This window comes from Pseudoduganella sp. jia 9 (genome assembly GCF_055502615.1).
In genome coordinates, this window is the sequence record NZ_JBUPWE010000012.1 from 57,577 (window position 1) to 74,504 (window position 16,928).

Annotated in this window: 14 protein-coding genes; 9 read left to right on the forward strand and 5 right to left on the reverse strand. The window is 66.4% G+C overall.

The features are described 5' to 3' along the window. Window positions 1-62: 62 nt before the first annotated feature. The 4 genes from guaD (at window position 63) to ACY34H_RS17035 (ending at window position 8,394) form a co-directional block, all read left to right on the forward strand. Window positions 63-1,508 (forward strand): guanine deaminase, encoded by a 1,446-nt coding sequence (gene guaD, locus ACY34H_RS17020; RefSeq protein ID WP_464978656.1) that lies wholly within the window; start codon window positions 63-65, stop codon window positions 1,506-1,508. A gap of 127 nt (window positions 1,509-1,635) precedes the next feature. Then, window positions 1,636-5,178: a DEAD/DEAH box helicase gene (locus ACY34H_RS17025; RefSeq protein WP_464978657.1), complete on the forward strand. Its 3,543-nt coding sequence runs from the start codon at window positions 1,636-1,638 to the stop codon at window positions 5,176-5,178. A gap of 342 nt (window positions 5,179-5,520) precedes the next feature. Then, window positions 5,521-6,879, forward strand: a complete 1,359-nt coding sequence (locus ACY34H_RS17030) for a uracil-xanthine permease family protein (RefSeq protein WP_464978658.1) — start codon at window positions 5,521-5,523, stop codon at window positions 6,877-6,879. A gap of 138 nt (window positions 6,880-7,017) precedes the next feature. Further along, window positions 7,018-8,394 (forward strand): 8-oxoguanine deaminase, encoded by a 1,377-nt coding sequence (locus tag ACY34H_RS17035; protein ID WP_464978659.1) that lies wholly within the window; start codon window positions 7,018-7,020, stop codon window positions 8,392-8,394. Window positions 8,395-8,465: 71 nt separating this feature from the next. Here ACY34H_RS17035 and ACY34H_RS17040 read toward each other — a convergent pair whose 3' ends face one another. Together ACY34H_RS17040 and ACY34H_RS17045 are read right to left on the reverse strand one after the other, a co-directional pair. After that, the gene (locus tag ACY34H_RS17040; protein ID WP_464978660.1) at window positions 8,466-9,170 is read right to left on the reverse strand and encodes a GntR family transcriptional regulator; all 705 of its coding nucleotides are present in this window, start codon (window positions 9,168-9,170) and stop codon (window positions 8,466-8,468) included. A 148-nt stretch (window positions 9,171-9,318) separates the two neighbouring features. Continuing rightward, a complete protein-coding gene (locus ACY34H_RS17045; protein ID WP_464978661.1) occupies window positions 9,319-9,798 on the reverse strand; it encodes a DUF3016 domain-containing protein in 480 nt (159 codons plus the stop codon). A 255-nt stretch (window positions 9,799-10,053) separates the two neighbouring features. Here ACY34H_RS17045 and ACY34H_RS17050 point away from each other — a divergent pair, with 255 nt between their 5' ends. Beyond that, window positions 10,054-10,986 (forward strand): LysR family transcriptional regulator, encoded by a 933-nt coding sequence (locus ACY34H_RS17050; protein WP_464978662.1) that lies wholly within the window; start codon window positions 10,054-10,056, stop codon window positions 10,984-10,986. Between the two features lie 49 nt (window positions 10,987-11,035). Here ACY34H_RS17050 and ACY34H_RS17055 read toward each other — a convergent pair whose 3' ends face one another. Both ACY34H_RS17055 and ACY34H_RS17060 read right to left on the reverse strand, forming a co-directional pair. Next, complete coding sequence (locus tag ACY34H_RS17055; protein ID WP_464978663.1) at window positions 11,036-11,419, reverse strand: c-type cytochrome; 384 nt, start codon at window positions 11,417-11,419, stop codon at window positions 11,036-11,038. Beyond that, a complete protein-coding gene (locus ACY34H_RS17060; protein ID WP_464978664.1) occupies window positions 11,416-12,996 on the reverse strand; it encodes a flavin monoamine oxidase family protein in 1,581 nt (526 codons plus the stop codon). The genes ACY34H_RS17055 and ACY34H_RS17060 overlap by 4 nt, the downstream gene beginning before the upstream one ends. A gap of 261 nt (window positions 12,997-13,257) precedes the next feature. Between ACY34H_RS17060 and ACY34H_RS17065 the strand changes: the two genes are divergently transcribed. Continuing rightward, a complete protein-coding gene (locus ACY34H_RS17065; RefSeq protein ID WP_464978819.1) occupies window positions 13,258-13,905 on the forward strand; it encodes a PEP-CTERM sorting domain-containing protein in 648 nt (215 codons plus the stop codon). A gap of 175 nt (window positions 13,906-14,080) precedes the next feature. Here the strand turns inward: ACY34H_RS17065 and ACY34H_RS17070 are convergent, their stop codons facing one another. Continuing rightward, window positions 14,081-14,443: a YbaN family protein gene (locus tag ACY34H_RS17070; RefSeq protein ID WP_464978665.1), complete on the reverse strand. Its 363-nt coding sequence runs from the start codon at window positions 14,441-14,443 to the stop codon at window positions 14,081-14,083. Between the two features lie 124 nt (window positions 14,444-14,567). On the opposite strand from ACY34H_RS17070, the gene ACY34H_RS17075 reads away from it, so the two are divergent. The 3 genes from ACY34H_RS17075 (at window position 14,568) to ACY34H_RS17085 (ending at window position 16,924) form a co-directional block, all read left to right on the forward strand. Next, window positions 14,568-15,083, forward strand: coding sequence for an outer membrane beta-barrel protein (locus ACY34H_RS17075; RefSeq protein ID WP_464978666.1), 516 nt, complete (start codon window positions 14,568-14,570; stop codon window positions 15,081-15,083). A 243-nt stretch (window positions 15,084-15,326) separates the two neighbouring features. Beyond that, window positions 15,327-15,974 (forward strand): aldehyde dehydrogenase iron-sulfur subunit PaoA, encoded by a 648-nt coding sequence (gene paoA, locus ACY34H_RS17080; protein ID WP_464978667.1) that lies wholly within the window; start codon window positions 15,327-15,329, stop codon window positions 15,972-15,974. Next, window positions 15,971-16,924 carry an FAD binding domain-containing protein gene (locus tag ACY34H_RS17085; protein WP_464978668.1) on the forward strand — a complete coding sequence of 318 codons (954 nt, stop codon included), beginning with the start codon at window positions 15,971-15,973 and terminating at the stop codon, window positions 16,922-16,924. The genes paoA and ACY34H_RS17085 overlap by 4 nt, the downstream gene beginning before the upstream one ends. Window positions 16,925-16,928 lie beyond the last annotated feature (4 nt).

The window sequence follows — 16,928 nt, forward strand, 5'->3', positions numbered from 1 at the left end:
TTTTTTGTTCGACCTTGAAGGTGCGGTACAGCACCGATTCCCATCTCATCATTGGAGACTACATGAGCAAAGCACGCCTGTTACGCCTGTCCGCCGCGATCGCGGCCGCCGTGGCGGCCGCCGCCGCCACAGCTGCGCCTTCCGCGCAGGCAAGCCAGCACAACCAGCAAAACCAGCAAGGCCAGCAGCAGCAACAGAACAGCGCCGTCGCCTACCGCGCCTCGGTGCTGCACTTCACCGGCGACCCGTCGGCCGGCGGCCAGTCGTATGAATACTACGAGGACGGCGTCCTGCTGGTGGGGGCGGACGGTAAAGTAAAAGCCGTCGGCCCGGCCGGCACCATGCTGTCGAATCACCAGAACGTGCAGGTCGTCGACTACCGCGGCCGCCTGATCGTGCCGGGCTTCATCGACAGCCACGTGCACTACCCGCAGACCGAAATGATCGGCGCCTTCGGCGAGCAGTTGCTGGAGTGGCTGAACACCTACACGTTCCCGACCGAGAAGCAGTTCGGCAACAAGGACTACGCGAAAGGCGTCGCGAAGACCTTCGTCAACGAACTCGTGAAGAACGGCACCACGACCGCGCTGGTCATGGCCACCGTGCACCCGGAATCGGTCGACGCGCTGTTCGAGGAAGCCGCCAAACGCAACATGCGCATCATCGCCGGCAAGGTCATGATGGACCGCAACGCGCCGGATTACCTGCTCGATACGGCGCAAACCTCGTATGCCGAGTCGAAGACGCTGATCAACCGCTGGCACAAGCGCGGCCGCGCGCTGTATGCGGTCACGCCGCGCTTCGCGCCCACCTCCACGCCGGAACAGCTGACGATGGCCGGCAAGCTGCTGCAGGAATACCCGGACGTGTACATGCACACCCACCTGTCCGAGAACAAGGGCGAAATCGCCTGGGTGCAGGAGCTGTTCCCGTCGTCGAACGGCTACCTGGATGTCTACAACAGCTTCGGCCTGTCGCGCAAACGCGCCGTCTACGCGCACGGCGTGCACCTGCGCGACGACGAATTCGCCTCGCTGGCGAAGACCGGTTCGGCCATCGCGTTCTGCCCGACCTCGAACCTGTTCCTGGGCAGCGGCCTGTTCGACCTGCAGGCGGCCGAAAAGCATGGCGTGAAAGTGGGCATGGGCACCGACGTGGGCGCCGGCACCAGCTTCTCGGCGCTGCGCACGATGGGCGAAGCCTACAAGGTGATCCAGCTGCACAAGGCCTTTACCGACAACCCGTCCGAGAAGAAGCCGCTGACCGCGCTGAAGTCGTTCTACCTGTCCACGCTGGGCGCGGCCCGCGCGCTGGACCTCGATGACCGCATCGGCAGCTTCAAGGCCGGCAACGAGGCCGATTTCGTCGTGCTCAATCCGAACGCCACGGAGCTGCTGAAGTTCCGCTCGGCGCGCGCCACCACGCTCGAGGAAAAGCTGTTCGTGCTGCAGACGCTGGGCGACGACCGCACCGTGGAGCGCACCTACATCATGGGCAAGGGGCAGTAGGATCGCTGGACCGGCCCGCACCGGCATGGCCGCGGCGGGCCGGTTCGCGTAGCGGACACCAGAAAACGCTGCATGCGTCCAATTGCGGTAACCTTCATGGTCAGGGAATTCTTGATGAGTTAATTGCATGACGCAAGTGATGGCGTTCTGGCGAGACGTAGAAATCTTCAACATCCCCGACGTGCCCAAGGCCAGCATGCCCGGCCGTGCGCCGGCTGTCGCATATGCCCAGGCGCCGGAGGCCGACGAGGACGCGCCGGCCCAGGATGAAATGGATGCCGGGGGTAAACCGAAACGCGTGCTCCACACGTTCGCAGCTCTCGGGCGCGATCCCGTGCCGGTGCTTCCCTGGAACGAGCCGCGCTTTCATCCCGCCAGCGAAAATCAGGAAAAGCTTCCCGACAGTTACGCCCATGTGGTCTACCTGGGCGTGGCCCCCAAGCAGCGCTTTGTCGACTTTATTCTTCGCACGCATGGCATTGCTCCGACTGCCGATGAACTCTACCAGCCGGCCTCGGGCCGCGGCTGGCTGGCGGGTTTCATCGTCGACCAGCATGGCATGCCGGTTGAAAAAACCTGGGTGCCCGCCAGCTTCGGTGTCGGCTCGGAACTCCTGCGCGAGGGCCGGTCGCTCGACGAGGTGAGCTGGGAACTGCAGGCACGCAGCAGCGAATTCGACGACCGGATGCATGAGCGCGTGCAGCAGCTGGCGCAGGACGGCCCCGGTGCCGGATCGTTCGCGCTGACCTGGCAGGACCTGCTTGCCGAACGCGACTGCCTGTTGCTGCGCCTCGGCGGCACGGCGGCGGACCTGGGCCCGCAGATCATGGTGGAAAGCGTGCGGCTGTACCGCCAGAAGAACGGCACGCTTGATCCGACGCCCGCGGCGGCCGGGTCATTGATGAATTCCTTCTTCCTCAACGACCTGACGGCGCTGATGCAGCAGGGCCCGGCGGCGTACAGTGCGGCACTGGCCCGCTACCTGGGGCCGGACAGCGCGCCGGCCACGCGCGTGGACCTGCTGGCCGATCCAGCGGCGCTGGCGGCGCATGCCGCGCCGGGGCTCCTTCCGGCCGGCCGCTGGGCTGCCTCGCCGCGGGAACACCTGGCGCTCGCACAACAGGCCGCCGTGTACCAGATCATGGACCGCATCGGCCAGGCCGACGGCGACCGTTCGCGCGGACTGATGGCTGTCAATGGGCCGCCGGGCACCGGCAAGACCACGCTACTGAAGGATGTGATCGCCGATGTGATCGTGCAGCGCGCGCTGCGCATCAGCGGGTTGGCAAGTCCGCAGGCCCTGTTCACGGACCGCACGATCCGCATCAACGGCGGCAATGGCTTTCAATCGACGATGCCGGCGCTGCGTCCCGGCATCGTCGACGGCACGGAAATCGTCGTCACCAGCAGTAATAACGCAGCGGTCGAAAACATCAGTTTCGAACTGCCGTTTTCGCGCGATGCGGACGCATTTCCCCATGCCGCCTACCTGCCCGAGGTTGCCGCGCTGGTGGCCGAAAAATTCGAGCTTGCCCGCAAGGATCCGTGGGGCCTGCTGGCCGGCGCGCTCGGCGCGAAATCGCGGCGCACCCGGATCGGCGATGCATTGATGGGGTTCGAGCCTGCCGTCGTGCCGGAGGACAGCCGCACCCACCCCGTCAGGGGCGAGCCTTCGTCGGCGAAACCCTGGCTCGACCTGGCACGCCGGGACGGCTGGGCGCAGCGGGACACGTGGCAGCGGCGCTGGCAGGAAGCCAGGAGCACGTTCCTCCGACGGCATGCCGAAGTGGCGGCGCTGCGGCAGGACCTGCAAGCCCTGCACGATGCGATGCGTGCCAAACCGGACCTCGTTGCGCAACGCCGCGCACTGGCTGCGCAGGCGGACGGTGAGCGTGGGCGGCTCGTCCGCATGCGTGCGGAGGAGGACGAGCGCCTGGCGGCCAGCGCGGCGGCCAGCCGGGAAGCGGAGGCAATCCTGCGCGGTCTCTCGGAGCGCCAGGCCGGACAGGAAACGGACTGCGGCCGTTCCCGCGAACGGCTTGACGAGGCAAGGCAATTGCACGACCCCGGGTGGCTGGCACGCATGCTGAAGAAAACGCTCGGCATCGAGACGCGGCGCTTCAGCGAGTGGAAGGACGCGATCGGCCGCGCCCGCGCCGCGCTGGATACGGCGGAAACGGCGCTGGCCGCCACTATCGCCGCGCGCAGGAAAACCGAGGGCGAGCTGCATGCCCTGCGCCAGCGCGACGACACCGCGGCGAGCGCGCACGCACGGCAAGTGCGAGAGCTGGAGCAGCGCATCGCCGGTCTGGCCGCATCGCTCGATGCGCTGGCTGCGCAGCAGGACCAGCTCGATGCGCGCATTCACGGCCTGCTATCGCGCGCCGGTTCGCCGGTACTGCCCGATGCCGCGTTCCTCGACCTGCCGCGTGCGGAACAGCATCGGCGCAGCCTGTGGGTGTCGGAATGCCTGGAGCGGTCGCGCGCCGAACTGTTCCTGGCCGCGCTCGCACTGCATGAAGCCACGCTGATGGCGACCGCCGCTGCCTGGTTCAAGGTGCTGGGCGTGGTGCGGACATTGTTGGTCGGAACGAACCCGGCGATCGAGAGGGACGACCTGCCTATCGTATGGCAGTCGCTGTTCTTCGTGATGCCGGTGGTTTCCACCACGCTGGCCTCGTTCGGCCGGCTGTTCCACGGCATGGAGCGGGAAAGCCTGGGCTGGGTGCTGGTCGACGAAGCCGGGCAGGCGCCGCCGGCCGCGGTGGCGGGCGCATTGTGGCGCGCCCGGCGCGCCGTCGTCGTCGGCGACCCCTTGCAGATCGAACCGGTGATGACGGTACCGCGCCGGCTGGTGGAACAACTGGGACGCAACCGCGCACTGGACCAGGCAGGCCTGGCCCGCTGGTCACCGGTGGAGCAGTCGGCGCAGCGGCTCGCGGATCGTACGATGCACCTGGGCGCCACGGTCGGCGGGTTCTGGACCGGCATGCCCCTGCGCACCCATCGCCGGTGCATGAGTCCCATGTTCGACATCGCCAACCGCATCGCCTACCAGGACCAGATGGTACAGGCGACGGCCGACAAGACCGTGGAACCGGACCTGTTCCCCAGCTGCTGGATCGATGTCGGCGGCCCTGCCGACGGCAAGGTCGTGCGCGCCCAGATCGATGTGCTCGACGCCGTCCTGGGCGAGCTGTTGCACGACTGGCCGCAGATCGTCGACGGCAAGGGCAGGCGGTCGAACGCGTCCGTCTACGTCATCGCGCCGTTTCGCGACGTGGCCGACGCCTGCCGCGACCTCGTCAAGCGCAGCACCCCGCTGGGGCGCCGTTTCGAGAAACGCGAACTGCAGGTCGATGCCGGCACCGTGCATACCTTCCAGGGCAAGGAGGCTTCGATCGTTTTCCTGGTACTCGGATCGGCACCGGGCGAGGCGGGCGCAGGCAGCCGCGCCTGGGCCGCCGGCAAACCCAACCTGCTCAATGTCGCGGTAACGCGGGCACAGCAGCGGTTCTACGTGATCGGCAATCACGCCGACTGGTGCGGGCTGGCGTATTTTTCCGAGCTTGCCGAAGTAGCCGGGCGGCTGGCACGCGTGCGCATCGAACGCGATCGGGCGGGCTCCCGGCTGCGCCTGGTACCCGTCGGCGAAGTAGCGCTATCGTAAGACGCTGCACGAGAAAACCGTCGTGACCTACACGCCATGCGATACCCATCATGCTTAAAATTGTATACAAAATCTGTTGACAACTTTTTCGCGACTGGGCACCATGACTTCCCATCAAAAGCTGCCACAGAGCGGCACCGGGGCATCCCCGGGAATACGTCCAGGCAGCGCAACACCGTCAAGCCCGCCTTGCCCTGCCGCCGAAGCCGGCGCCCGACCCGGGTGCCGGCCGATGCAGACGCCGATCCCGATATGCCACCTTCGATATTCCCAGCAGGCGAGACGATCTGCAGGCATGCCGAACAGGAACACAACGTTCATACACAATATTTGGAGACACAGATGAACAACCTGCTCTACCAGGTGGACGACCGTCCGCCGCTGCTCACCACTATCCTGCTGGCCGCCCAGCACATGCTCGCGGCGCTGGGCGGCATCATCGCCGTGCCGCTGGTCATCGGCGCCGTGCTGAAACTGCCGGCGGACCAGGTCGTCGCACTGGTCAACGCCGCGCTGCTCGGTTCCGGCGTCGTCACCATGATCCAGTGCAAGGGCGTGGGGCCGGTCGGCATCCGCCTGCCCTGCGTGATGGGCACCAGTTTCGCCTTCGTCGGCGCCGCCATCACGATCGGCTTCGAGTATGGCGTGCCCGGCATCCTCGGCTCGTCGCTGGCCGGTTCGGCGATCATGATCGTGGGCAGCTTCTTCATGCCGCAGATCCGCAAGCTGTTTCCCCATACCGTCACGGCCGTCGTCGTCACGATGATCGGCCTGTCGCTGGTGCCGGTCGCGATCGACTGGGCGGCCGGCGGCAAGGGTGCGCCGAACTACGCCGCGCCCATCAACCTGGGCATCGCGCTGTTCGTGCTGGTGACCGTGATCGGCCTGGTGCAATTCGGCAAGGGCATCATTTCCGCCGCCGCCGTCGTGATCGGCATGGCCATCGGCTATGTCGTCTGCCTGGCATTGGGCCTGGTCGACTTCAGCTCGGTTGCCACGGCCACCACCTTCGCGCTGCCGCAACCGCTGCAATACGGCATGACGTTCCCGCTCAGCGGCATCCTCGCCATGGGCCTGGCCTACGTGGTCACGATCGTGGAAACCACCGGCACCTTCATGGCGCTGGGCACGGCCACCAACACGAAAGTGCGCGGCAAGCACCTGTGCCGCGGCGTGCTGTGCGACGGCATCGGTTCCGCCTTCGTCTCCGTGCTGGGCAGCCCCGCGGTGTCGACGTTCGCACAGAACGTCGGCGTGATCTCGCTGACCGGCGTGGCCAGCCGCCACGTGGTGGCGCTGACCGGTGCGTTCCTGCTGCTGGCGGGCCTGTTCCCGGTGCTGGGCGCCGTCGTCGTCACCATTCCGCAGCCGGTGCTGGGCGGTGCCGGCCTGATGATGTTCGCCATGATCCTGGCGGCCGGCGTGCAGATGCTGGCCAGCGTCGAGCACAGCAAGCGCAACGGCTTGATCATCGCCGTGTCGCTGGGCTGCGGCCTGGCCGTCAGCGCCCGTCCGGAACTGCTGGCGAAGATGCCGGCCATCGTCAAGGAAATCTTCGGCTCGGGCATCAGCACCGGCGCCATCGTCGCCATGGCGCTGAACCTGATCCTGCCGGGCCGCGAAAACGAGATCCATGACGATGATACCGAACAAGAAGAACCGCCCCAGCCGCTGCTGGTAAAAAACGTCGAGGCGGCATAAACTAGGTCCGCCTCAACCAGTCCGCGCGGCCTGCGAAACCAGGCCGCGCGGTTTTTTGCGACATTGTTTCCGCAGTGCGGTAGTGTGCGTCACTAGCATTGTTTCCGCAGTGTCATCCTCCTGTATGGAATCAATGACATGACTAAAACACTGCTGATCAAGAATGCCCGCGTCGTCGTGACGATGGACGACGCCCGCCGCGAAATCGACGATGGCGCCGTCTTCGTGCGCGGCAACGTCATCGAAGCGGTCGGCCCCAGCGCCGACCTGCCGCAGACGGCGGACGAGGTGATCGACGCCACCGGCCAGCTCGTCATGCCCGGCCTCGTCAACACCCACCACCACATGTACCAGAGCCTGACGCGCGTGATTCCCGCCGCGCAGAATGGCGAGCTGTTCAACTGGCTGACGAACCTGTACCCGATCTGGGCCAACCTCACCGGTGAGATGGTGCATGTGTCGACGCTGACGGCGATGTCGGAACTGATCCTGTCAGGCTGCACCACCAGCAGCGACCACCTGTACATCTACCCCAACGACTGCCGGCTGGAAGACAGCATCGAGGCGGCACAGGCCATCGGCATGCGCTTCCATGCCGCGCGCGGGGCGATGAGCGTGGGCCAGTCGAAGGGCGGCCTGCCGCCGGATGCCGTGGTGGAGGACGAAGCGGCGATCCTGAAGGATACCCGGCGCCTGATCGAGACCTTCCACGACGCCGGACGCTACGCGATGCAGCGCATCGTGGTGGCGCCGTGCTCGCCGTTCTCCGTGTCGCGCGAGCTGATGAAGGAAGCGGCCAGCCTGGCGCGCAGCTACGGCGTATCGCTGCACACGCACCTGGCAGAAAACGTCAACGACATCGCCTACAGCCGCGAAAAATTCAACATGACGCCCGCCCAGTACGCCGAGGATTGCGGCTGGGTCGGCCACGACGTGTGGCATGCCCACTGCGTGCAGCTGGACGACGACGGCGTCTACATGTTCGGCCGCACCGGCACGGGGATCGCGCATTGCCCGTGCTCGAACATGCGGCTGGCGTCCGGCATCGCGCCGATCCGCAAGATGATCGATGCCGGCGTGCCGGTCGGCCTGGGTGTGGACGGCTGCGCGTCGAACGACGCCGGCCACATGCTGGGCGAGGCGCGCCAGGCCATGCTGCTGCAGCGCGTCGGCTTCGGCCCGGATGCGATGACGGCGCGCCAGGCGCTGGAAATCGCCACCCTGGGCGGCGCGAAAGTGCTGAACCGCGACGACATCGGCGCTTTGATGCCGGGCATGGCCGCCGACATCGTCACGTTCCGGCTCGACCAGATCGGCTTTGCCGGCGCGCTGCACGACCCGGTCGCCGCGCTGGTGTTCTGCACGCCGTCGAATGTCACGCACAGCATCATCAACGGCAGGGTGGTGGTACGCGACGGCCAGCTGCAGACGGTCGACCTGCCGGTGGTGATCGAGCGGCACAATGCGCTGGCCGGCGAGCTGGCGCTGAAGACGGGCACGCGCAAGGTCGCCTGAAGGGCAGGGGGACGGCAAAGGCGGTGCAGGGGAGGCCGCCTTGTCCGGGCGGGCCCCGGCCCGCCGCAGGATTACTTCAGCAACGCCGACACGAGATCCTTCTCGTGGCTGGTACCGCTATCGAAACGCAGCGCCGCTTCCACGTGGGTCAGGTGCGCGAGCATTACCTGCGCGGCCAGGTCGGCGTCGCCCGAGCGGGCCGCGGCGATGAATTCGGCATGTTCGTCGGCCGAGCAGGCGGCATCGCGGTCGGACTGGTACAGCATCGTGATGAGCGAGCTGCGTGCCACCAGTTCGTGCAGCATTTCGCGCACCACGTCGTTGCCCACCACCTCGGCCAGCACCACATGGAAATCGCCCAGCAGGCGCGAGCGCACCTTGTGGTCGCCTTCCAGCGAGCGGCGCTCCGCTTCCAGGTGCTTTTCCAGCTTGCGGTAATCGGCCGCCGTGGCCCTGGCCACGAATTCACGGGCCAGCGCGCCTTCGATGATGCGCCGGGCGGCAAAGATGTCGCGCGATTCCTTTTCGCTGGGCTGGCTGACGAACGCGCCCTTGTCCGGCACGATGCGGATCAGCTTGTCCTTGGACAGGATCAGCAGCGCGGCGCGGATCTTGGTGCGGCTGACATGGTAGAGGCGCGACAACGCTTCCTCGCGCAGCTTGGTGCCAGGGGGGAGCTTGCGCGCCGCGATGGCTGAAGCGATATCGTCGGCAATGTCGTTCGAGCTCGCGCCGCTGCTCTGCTTTTCTTCTGTGGCTGCGATGGACGCTGACATGGAAATCGGACAGTGAATGATCCGCAATCATACATGTGCGCGCATATATTGGCTATCTCGCAAGGTATCTGTTCAGGCGCGCGCTGCCATGGTTGGCCCGTCCCCGTGCATCCCCCGCCGTCGGCATTCCGGCGAGGTCACGCATTGCCTACCGCGACTTGCCCAGCACATCCTTCCGGAACCAGTCTTCCAGCATCTGCTTTTCGTGGCTGTACTGCTCGTTTTCCCAGCGGTTCCTGCTCATCAGGTAGTTCGGGTCGGCCAGCTTCTCCTCGCCGCTCTTGATTACCTTGCCGTCCTGCTCGATGGTGTAGCGGAAATGCATCCGTGGCCAGTCGGCACGGCCTTTCAGCACCCGCACGTCCTGGATCGCCACGCGCGGGAACTGGTCACCGGCCAGGTCGATGTCGAGGAATTCCACGTTCAGCTGCTGGCCTGCCGGCAGCTGCTTGGCCAGCAACTCCAGGTGTTCGCGGAAGTGGATTTCCATCGAATCCCGGTCGGTGGAGAAGCGCGGCACGTCCGTCATCTTTTCGGTGTCCACGTAAGTGACCTTGGCACCGGCGCTTGCCAGGCCCGAGGCCGCCATCAGCACGGCAAGCCCCGCCATGCGAATAAATTTCTTCATGATAAAAGTCCTTGTCCACGTGATGTAGCGAATATACGCCCATTCCACCGCGCTTCCATCACAGCCAGGTATGCGATGTAACACGATGTGACTGAATGTCCGGAATGGCACGGGCCCGGTGCTGGCGCACCAGAGCCGGGAGGCCGGCCGCACCGCGTTGACGCGCCAGGGGCGTGGGCTGGCCGGAACCGCCCGGAAACTTGTTGGCACGAAAATCGCATAAGGACAGATGGTTTTCGTCTATACGGGAGGAGCATGACACTGCAGCAATTGCGTGACTTCGTGGCCGTCATCGAGCATGGCGGCTACCGGGCGGCGTCGCGGGCGCTGCGCGTATCCCAGGCCGCGCTGACGAAAAGCGTGCTCAAGCTCGAGGCCGCACATGGCGTCGAGCTCGTGCTGCGCCTGCAGTCCGGCGTCCTGCTGACCGAACCCGGCCGGCAACTGCTCAGTTATGCGCGCGCCATCCTGCGCGACGTGGACGATGCGATGGCGATGCTCGATGCGAAGCGGCTGGCCGAGCGCATGACGGTCGTGGTCGGCGCCAGCCTCGATCCTGCGCTCACGCTGGTCCCCCGCGTTGCCGAGGATTTCAAGCGCCGCAACCAGCAGGCCAACGTGCATATCCAGCAGGGCGCGCCGGGCGACCTGGTCGACATGCTGCGCGAGGGGCGGCTGGACCTCGTCGTGTCCGAACTGCCAGGCGGCTTGAACACTTGCAACCTGAGCGTCGAACCGATCTACCGGGAAGCGCTGTTCATCGCCAGCCGGGCCGGCCCGGCTGGCGGGACGGATGGGGTGGATGCGGCGGATGCATCGGCGCTGGCCGGGCGGCCATGGCTGGTGCTCGGCGAGACCAACAGCGCCAGGCAGCCGCAGGATGCGCTGCGCGAGATCTTCGCGCACTGGGGATGGCGCCTGCCGGCCACGGTCTACTCGTCGAGCTCGCTGATCGCGGCGCTCGACCAGGTATCCGGCACCGATACCTGCTGCCTGCTGCCCGAGCGCGTCTTCAGCCACCCGATCGCCGCACGGCGCATCCGCAAGATATCGGTGGCGGGGCAGCCGGTGGCCGAGCGCGAGGTGGCCATCATCACCAAGGGCTCGCGCCACGCGCATGGCGGCGTGGCCGAATTCGTGTCGATGACGAAGTCGCTGGCGCGCATCCGCGATCTCGCCTTCGCCTGAATGCTCTGCAGCGTCATTGTGCGTGGCAGCGCCATGGTGCGCCGCGGCGTCATGGCTGGCGCAGCTTGCGCACGTCGGCCACCGTCGTAGCCGGCGCGTCCGGCTTGTCGAACGACTGGCGCACATAGGTGGTTACCGCGGCGATCTGCTCGTCGCTCATCATGCCGGCGAACGCGGGCATGCCCCGGTAGCCGTTCGCCACGCGATGCACGATGTATTCCGGACTCTGCACCAGCGGGTTGCCGGCCAGTTTCGGATAGAAGCCGGCGCCGCGCGCGCCTTCGCCCTTCGCCATGTGGCAGCCCTGGCAGCTCGCCGCGTACAAGGCCTTGCCATCCTTTTGCGCGAACGTATAGCCGCTCGACATCTGCGGCACGTCCGCCGCGCCGGCCGCCGCCGAACAGAGCGCGGCCATCCATAGCCATTTCCTCATGCCGCTTTCCCTCCCTGCGTGGTGGCCCTGATCTTCGCGTGCAGGCGCGTGATCGCATCGTGCGCCGACAGCACGGCGCCTTCCTGCCAGCCGCCGATGAACGACGCGTGCTCGCCGGCCAGCACGAGCCGGTTGTCGATCGCGCACAGATTGTCGTAATGCTGCGCGCGCGCCTGTTCCGTCCACATGCCCATGCAGCCGTTGATCCACGGCACGCGGTGCCAGCCGACCGTCACGCCGTTGTCGAATTCCTTCTCGTACTGCGCATGAACCAGGCCGCCCTGGCGCACCACTTCGCGCAGCCGGTCCGCCGTGTCCATCGCCGAGAATTCAAAGGCGTTCGGGCCGAACATGTAGGCGCCCAGCACCACGGCCGGTCCCTTTGCATTGAAGTTCGAGGCCGGATAGCAGATCCGGTTGATTGGCTGGTCGGTATAGGAAATGCCGCCGTAGATGCCTTCGTCCTGCTCCCAGAAACGGCGCCGGAACTGCAGGCCGGCCTTGAACGCGGCGGCATACGGCACCGCACCGATCGCGGCCTGCAGTTCCGGCCCCGCGGTGACGTCGACCTGGCTCAGGATCGACAGTGGAATCGTGCACACGCACCAGTCGGCCTTGACCTGGCGGACGCCGTGCCCCGGGCTGCGCGCATCCTCCACGGTCACGGTCACGCCACGGGCATCCTGGTCGATCTTCGTCACCCTGGCGTGGAACTGCACATGCTGTTTCACCTGGCGGTAGAGCGCCAGCGCGATCTGGTCCATGCCGTGCTTCGGCTGGAAGATGCTGGTCTGGAACTCGTATTCATGCGCGGTCGCCAGGCTTTCCCACAGCCCGGACCGGATCAGCGCATTGCGCTCGCCCGGCGTCGAATACTGTGCGCGCGCCATCAGGCCGCCGCCGGGCGGCACGTCGAAGCCGCGCCGTTCGCTGGAACGCAGGCCTTTCGCATACAGCAGGTCCTTGTTCAGGCCGCCGAACGAGGCCAGCGATTCGAGCAGTTTTTCCTTTTCCTCGCCAGTGATGTCGCCATCGAGCCGGCCCGCGTTCGTCGCCTTGGCCAGCAGCTCGGCCACGTGGCCGTTGTAGTCGGCCTGCACGGTGCGATAGCGCTGCGGCTTGCCGTCGAAGGCCGTGCTGCTGTGCAGGTAAGCGTTGTAGTTCACCTGGATGAACGGTTCCAGCGGCACGTTCAGGCGGCGCGCGTAGTCGAGCATGCCGTGGTGGTGATAGGGCAGGCGCCACGGACCGGGATTGACGTATTCGCCCTTGGCGAAGCGGCACTCCTGCTCGGCCCCGCCCAGCTCGGCATAGCGGTCGCCGCCGCGGATCGTCCAGCTGCGTCCGCCGGCGCGGCCGTTGTATTCGAGTACCGTGACCCGGTAGCCGGCGTTGCGCAGTTCGTAGGCGGCCGACAGGCCGGCCATGCCGGCGCCCAGCACCAGCACATGGGTGCCGCGCGGCGCCCCGTCGAGCTGCAACGGCCCGGCAAACGTCGACTGCTGCGCGAAACCCAGCGACGTCATGCCGTGGTACATCGCCGCGCCGCCCAGCGTCTTGCCCAGCATTGCCAGCATGTCCCGCCGGCTGACGGGCCCTCCTGAAATGTGCTGCATCGTGCCCCTTCCATCGATGAACTCAACGGCTTCATCCTCCGGCATGGGCGCGGCCGCGTCGACAGCAGGATGGTGTTTGCGATTCCGTCCGGGAATCACCTGCTCCCCCATCGGGGGATGGGCAGGAAATTTTGATAGCGCTACATTGGTCATGCTTCAGCGCTGAACCAGTTCATGCCACCGACGTTCCCTCACCCACCCGGAAGGATTTCCATCGTGCGTATGTCTCTCTCCCACAAGGCCGTTGCTGTTGCTTCACTGATCATCGCCACTTCCGCGAACGCGGACATCACCGTCTACACCAGCCAGGCGGAATACCTTGCCGCCGTCGGCACGACCGGCGTCGACACGTTCGACGATTTGCGGCTGTGGAACTACCCGACCCCCGCGCCGCGGCAGGCCGGGGAGTTCGCCTATGCCGTCACCGCCGGTCCGGCGTCACCGGAATACTGGGGCGCCAGCGACGATGGCGAAGACTGGTGGATGTCCACCGGCTACTCCCATAACCCCCTGACATTCGATGGCTTCAGCCAGGACATCGCCGGCGCCGGCGGCTACTTCTTCGGCTCCTGGTACGACGGCACGTCGCTGCCGGTCGATGCGATCCAGCTGACGGTCACCGACAGCAGCGGCACCACGCTGACCTGGAGCCTGGAATCGCCCGACCCCAGCTCGTTCGTCGGCTTCGTGTCGGATGGCCACCTGACTTCCCTCACCGTGTGGAAGGACAATATCCCGGACAGCTTCGTGACCGTCAACGACCTGCACCTGTCGGTATCCGCCGTGCCCGAACCGGCCACGTACGGCATGCTGCTCGGCGGCCTCGCCGTGCTGGGCGCTGCAGTCCGGCGCCGCCCTACGATGCGGTAGAAAAAAATGGGGACGGACCCCTGTTTTGAGGAAAGAAAAAATGGGGACGGACCCCTGTTTTGAGGAAAGAAGTTGCGAGCCTTGCGCTGTGTTGAGAAACGAAACCGAGTGACCGCATCGCGCACCCTGTTTCCAGGACATTTCCTGGAAACAGGGGTGCGTCCCCGGTTTTGCTTCAGCGCCTGGTCGGTACGAAGCGCAGCAGGAACACGGTCACGCCGAGGCCGATCGCCGCCAGCAGCGCCACCAGCGCGGGAATGTGCGCCACGCGCGTGAATGAATATCCCATCGAACCCCACATGAACAGCAGGATGGCGATCTTGCCGCGCAGCGGCAGGCCGCGGCCGTCTTCCCAGTCGCGCAGGTATTTGCCGAACAGGGGATTGGTGCGCAGCCAGTTATGCGCCCGCACCGAACTGCGCGCGAAGCAGGCCGAGGCCAGCAGCAGGAAAGGCGTGGTCGGCAGCAGGGGCAGGAAGGCGCCGAGCACGGCGAGCACCACGGCGATCACGCCAATCACCTTCAGCAGGAATTTCATCGGTCGATTCATTGGGGCATCGTACCATTCGCATGCAACAAGCAAGCCAGCTTGTAGAAAAAGCAATCGGGAACCATAATCCTGCCCTCCGATCCGGTACGGATCGCCACCACGACAGGAAAACATGTTCCGCAACCATCTTGCCGCCGCCGCCGCCGCCGCCGCCGCCGCCGCCACGCTGGCGCTGGCCGCCTCGGCCGCCTGCGCCGCCCCGACTGGCCTGTATGCCGGCGTCAATGCCGGCGCCACCCATTTCGAGGACCTGGATGGCAACAAGTCCCATTTCGGCGCCTTCGCCGGCTACGGCTTCAACCGGAGTCTCGCGTTCGAAATCGGTTACCGCCAGCACGGCGAATGGAATTACTACGGCACCGACGTCAAGCTGAAGGAGACCCAGTTCACCATGGTCGGCTCGACGCCGCTGAGCCGGAACCTCGACCTGTTTGCCCGCGTGGGCTATGGCTACGGCCGCTTCGAGGCGGACCGCGCGGGCTACCCCGGCGAGGGCCATGTCGATACCGGCATCTTCGGCGTCGGCCTGGGCTACCAGGTCACCGGCAACCTGTCCGCCCGCGTCGAACTGCAAAAGCCGGGGAGCGACACCACCAGCGCCACCGCCAGCCTGGTGTGGAAATTCTGATCCGGCTGGCGCGAACGAATAACGGCATCGAGATGCCGTTTTTTTTCGTCCACTGCAGCCGCGAACGGTCTTTATTCGGTCTTCATCTTGCGGTATCGGCGCGGTTTTTTGCGCTTCCCAACCGTGTTGAGCCATTTCCTGTATTGCCATTACTATCATTGTCGGTTCGCGCCCCGGCCACGAGCCCGCCTGCCCGCAGCGAACCTTTCACGGCCATACCCCAACGCCAAAGGATGCCAACACATGGATGATATCGACACGACCCGGCGCGACCTGCTGATCGCCGGTGCGCTGACCGCCACGGCCGCCGCCGTGCCCGCGGTGGCGGGCGCCCAGCCCGCTGCCACCGCCGCCGGGGCGGCGCCGCCCCAGACACCCGTTTCCGCGAAAGTGACGCTGAAGGTCAACGGCCAGCAGCATGCCATCGCCGTGGACACCCGCACCACCCTGCTCGACCTGCTGCGCGAGCAGCTGCACCTGACCGGCACCAAGAAGGGCTGCGACCAGGGCCAGTGCGGCGCCTGCACGGTGATCGCCGACGGCCGCCGCATCAATTCCTGCCTGTCGCTGGCGGTCATGCACGAGAACGCGGAAATCACCACCATCGAGGGCCTCGGCACGCCGGAGAAGATGCACCCGATGCAGGTGGCGTTCGTGAAGCACGACGGCTACCAGTGCGGCTACTGTACCCCCGGCCAGATCTGTTCGGCCGTGTCGGTGCTCGATGAAATCCGCAAGGGCATTCCCAGCCACGTCACCGCCGACCTGACGAAAAGCCCGCCGCTCACCGAGCAGGAAATCCGCGAACGGATGAGCGGCAACATCTGCCGCTGCGGCGCGTACTCGAACATCGTCGACGCGATCGTCGAGGTCTCGGGGAGGCCGGCATGAAGGTCTTCACCTATGAAAAGGCGCGCACGCCGGCCGAGGCGGCCGCCGCCGCGGCACGCGTGCCCGGCGCCCGTTTCATCGCCGGCGGCACCAACCTGCTGGACCTGATGAAACTGGAAATCGAAACGCCGCCGCACCTGGTGGACGTCAACGGCCTGGATCTCGACAAGATCGAGCCGACCCGCGACGGCGGCCTGCGCGTGGGCGCCCTGGTGCGCAACACGGACCTCGCCGCGGACCAGCGCGTGCGCCGCGATTACGGCGTGTTGTCGCGCGCGCTGCTGGCCGGCGCATCGGCCCAGCTGCGCAACAAGGCGACGACCGCCGGCAACCTGCTGCAGCGCACGCGCTGCCCGTACTTCTACGATACCGCACAGCCGTGCAACAAGCGCCAGCCGGGCAGCGGCTGCTCGGCGATCGGCGGCTTCAGCCGCCATCACGCCATCGTCGGCACCAGCGAGGCATGCATCGCCACGCACCCGAGCGACATGGCGGTGGCGATGGCGGTGCTGGACGCCAGCGTGGAAACGGTCCAGCCGAACGGCGCCACGCGCACGATCCCGATCGCCGACTTCCATAAACTGCCGGGCAATACGCCGCACATCGAGCACGCGCTGCAGCCCGGCGAACTGATCACGGCGGTCACGCTGCCGCGGCCGGCCGGCGGCAGGCAGCTGTACCAGAAGGTGCGCGACCGCGCGTCGTATGCATTCGCGCTGGTGTCGGTGGCCGCCATCGTGCAGCCGGACGGCAGCGGCCGCGTGGCCCTGGGCGGCGTGGCGCACAAGCCGTGGCGCGTGCCGGCGGCGGACCAGAACCTGGCGCGCGGCGGCCGCGCGGTGGCCGAGCAGTTGCTGGCGGGCGCCAAGCCGATGCACGACAACGCGTACAAGGTCCCCCTCGTCCAGCGCACCATCGAGGCGGTGCTGGCGGAAGCGAAGAAAGGATGAAGCC

Coding starts and splice junctions, on each gene's coding strand:
- guaD (WP_464978656.1), top strand. CDS start 63: ATGAGCAAAGCACGCCTGTTACGCCTGTCCGCCGCGATCGCGGCCGCC.
- ACY34H_RS17025 (WP_464978657.1), top strand. CDS start 1,636: ATGACGCAAGTGATGGCGTTCTGGCGAGACGTAGAAATCTTCAACATC.
- ACY34H_RS17030 (WP_464978658.1), top strand. CDS start 5,521: ATGAACAACCTGCTCTACCAGGTGGACGACCGTCCGCCGCTGCTCACC.
- ACY34H_RS17035 (WP_464978659.1), top strand. CDS start 7,018: ATGACTAAAACACTGCTGATCAAGAATGCCCGCGTCGTCGTGACGATG.
- ACY34H_RS17040 (WP_464978660.1), bottom strand. CDS start 9,170: ATGTCAGCGTCCATCGCAGCCACAGAAGAAAAGCAGAGCAGCGGCGCG.
- ACY34H_RS17045 (WP_464978661.1), bottom strand. CDS start 9,798: ATGAAGAAATTTATTCGCATGGCGGGGCTTGCCGTGCTGATGGCGGCC.
- ACY34H_RS17050 (WP_464978662.1), top strand. CDS start 10,054: ATGACACTGCAGCAATTGCGTGACTTCGTGGCCGTCATCGAGCATGGC.
- ACY34H_RS17055 (WP_464978663.1), bottom strand. CDS start 11,419: ATGAGGAAATGGCTATGGATGGCCGCGCTCTGTTCGGCGGCGGCCGGC.
- ACY34H_RS17060 (WP_464978664.1), bottom strand. CDS start 12,996: ATGCTGGCAATGCTGGGCAAGACGCTGGGCGGCGCGGCGATGTACCAC.
- ACY34H_RS17065 (WP_464978819.1), top strand. CDS start 13,258: ATGTCTCTCTCCCACAAGGCCGTTGCTGTTGCTTCACTGATCATCGCC.
- ACY34H_RS17070 (WP_464978665.1), bottom strand. CDS start 14,443: ATGAAATTCCTGCTGAAGGTGATTGGCGTGATCGCCGTGGTGCTCGCC.
- ACY34H_RS17075 (WP_464978666.1), top strand. CDS start 14,568: ATGTTCCGCAACCATCTTGCCGCCGCCGCCGCCGCCGCCGCCGCCGCC.
- paoA (WP_464978667.1), top strand. CDS start 15,327: ATGGATGATATCGACACGACCCGGCGCGACCTGCTGATCGCCGGTGCG.
- ACY34H_RS17085 (WP_464978668.1), top strand. CDS start 15,971: ATGAAGGTCTTCACCTATGAAAAGGCGCGCACGCCGGCCGAGGCGGCC.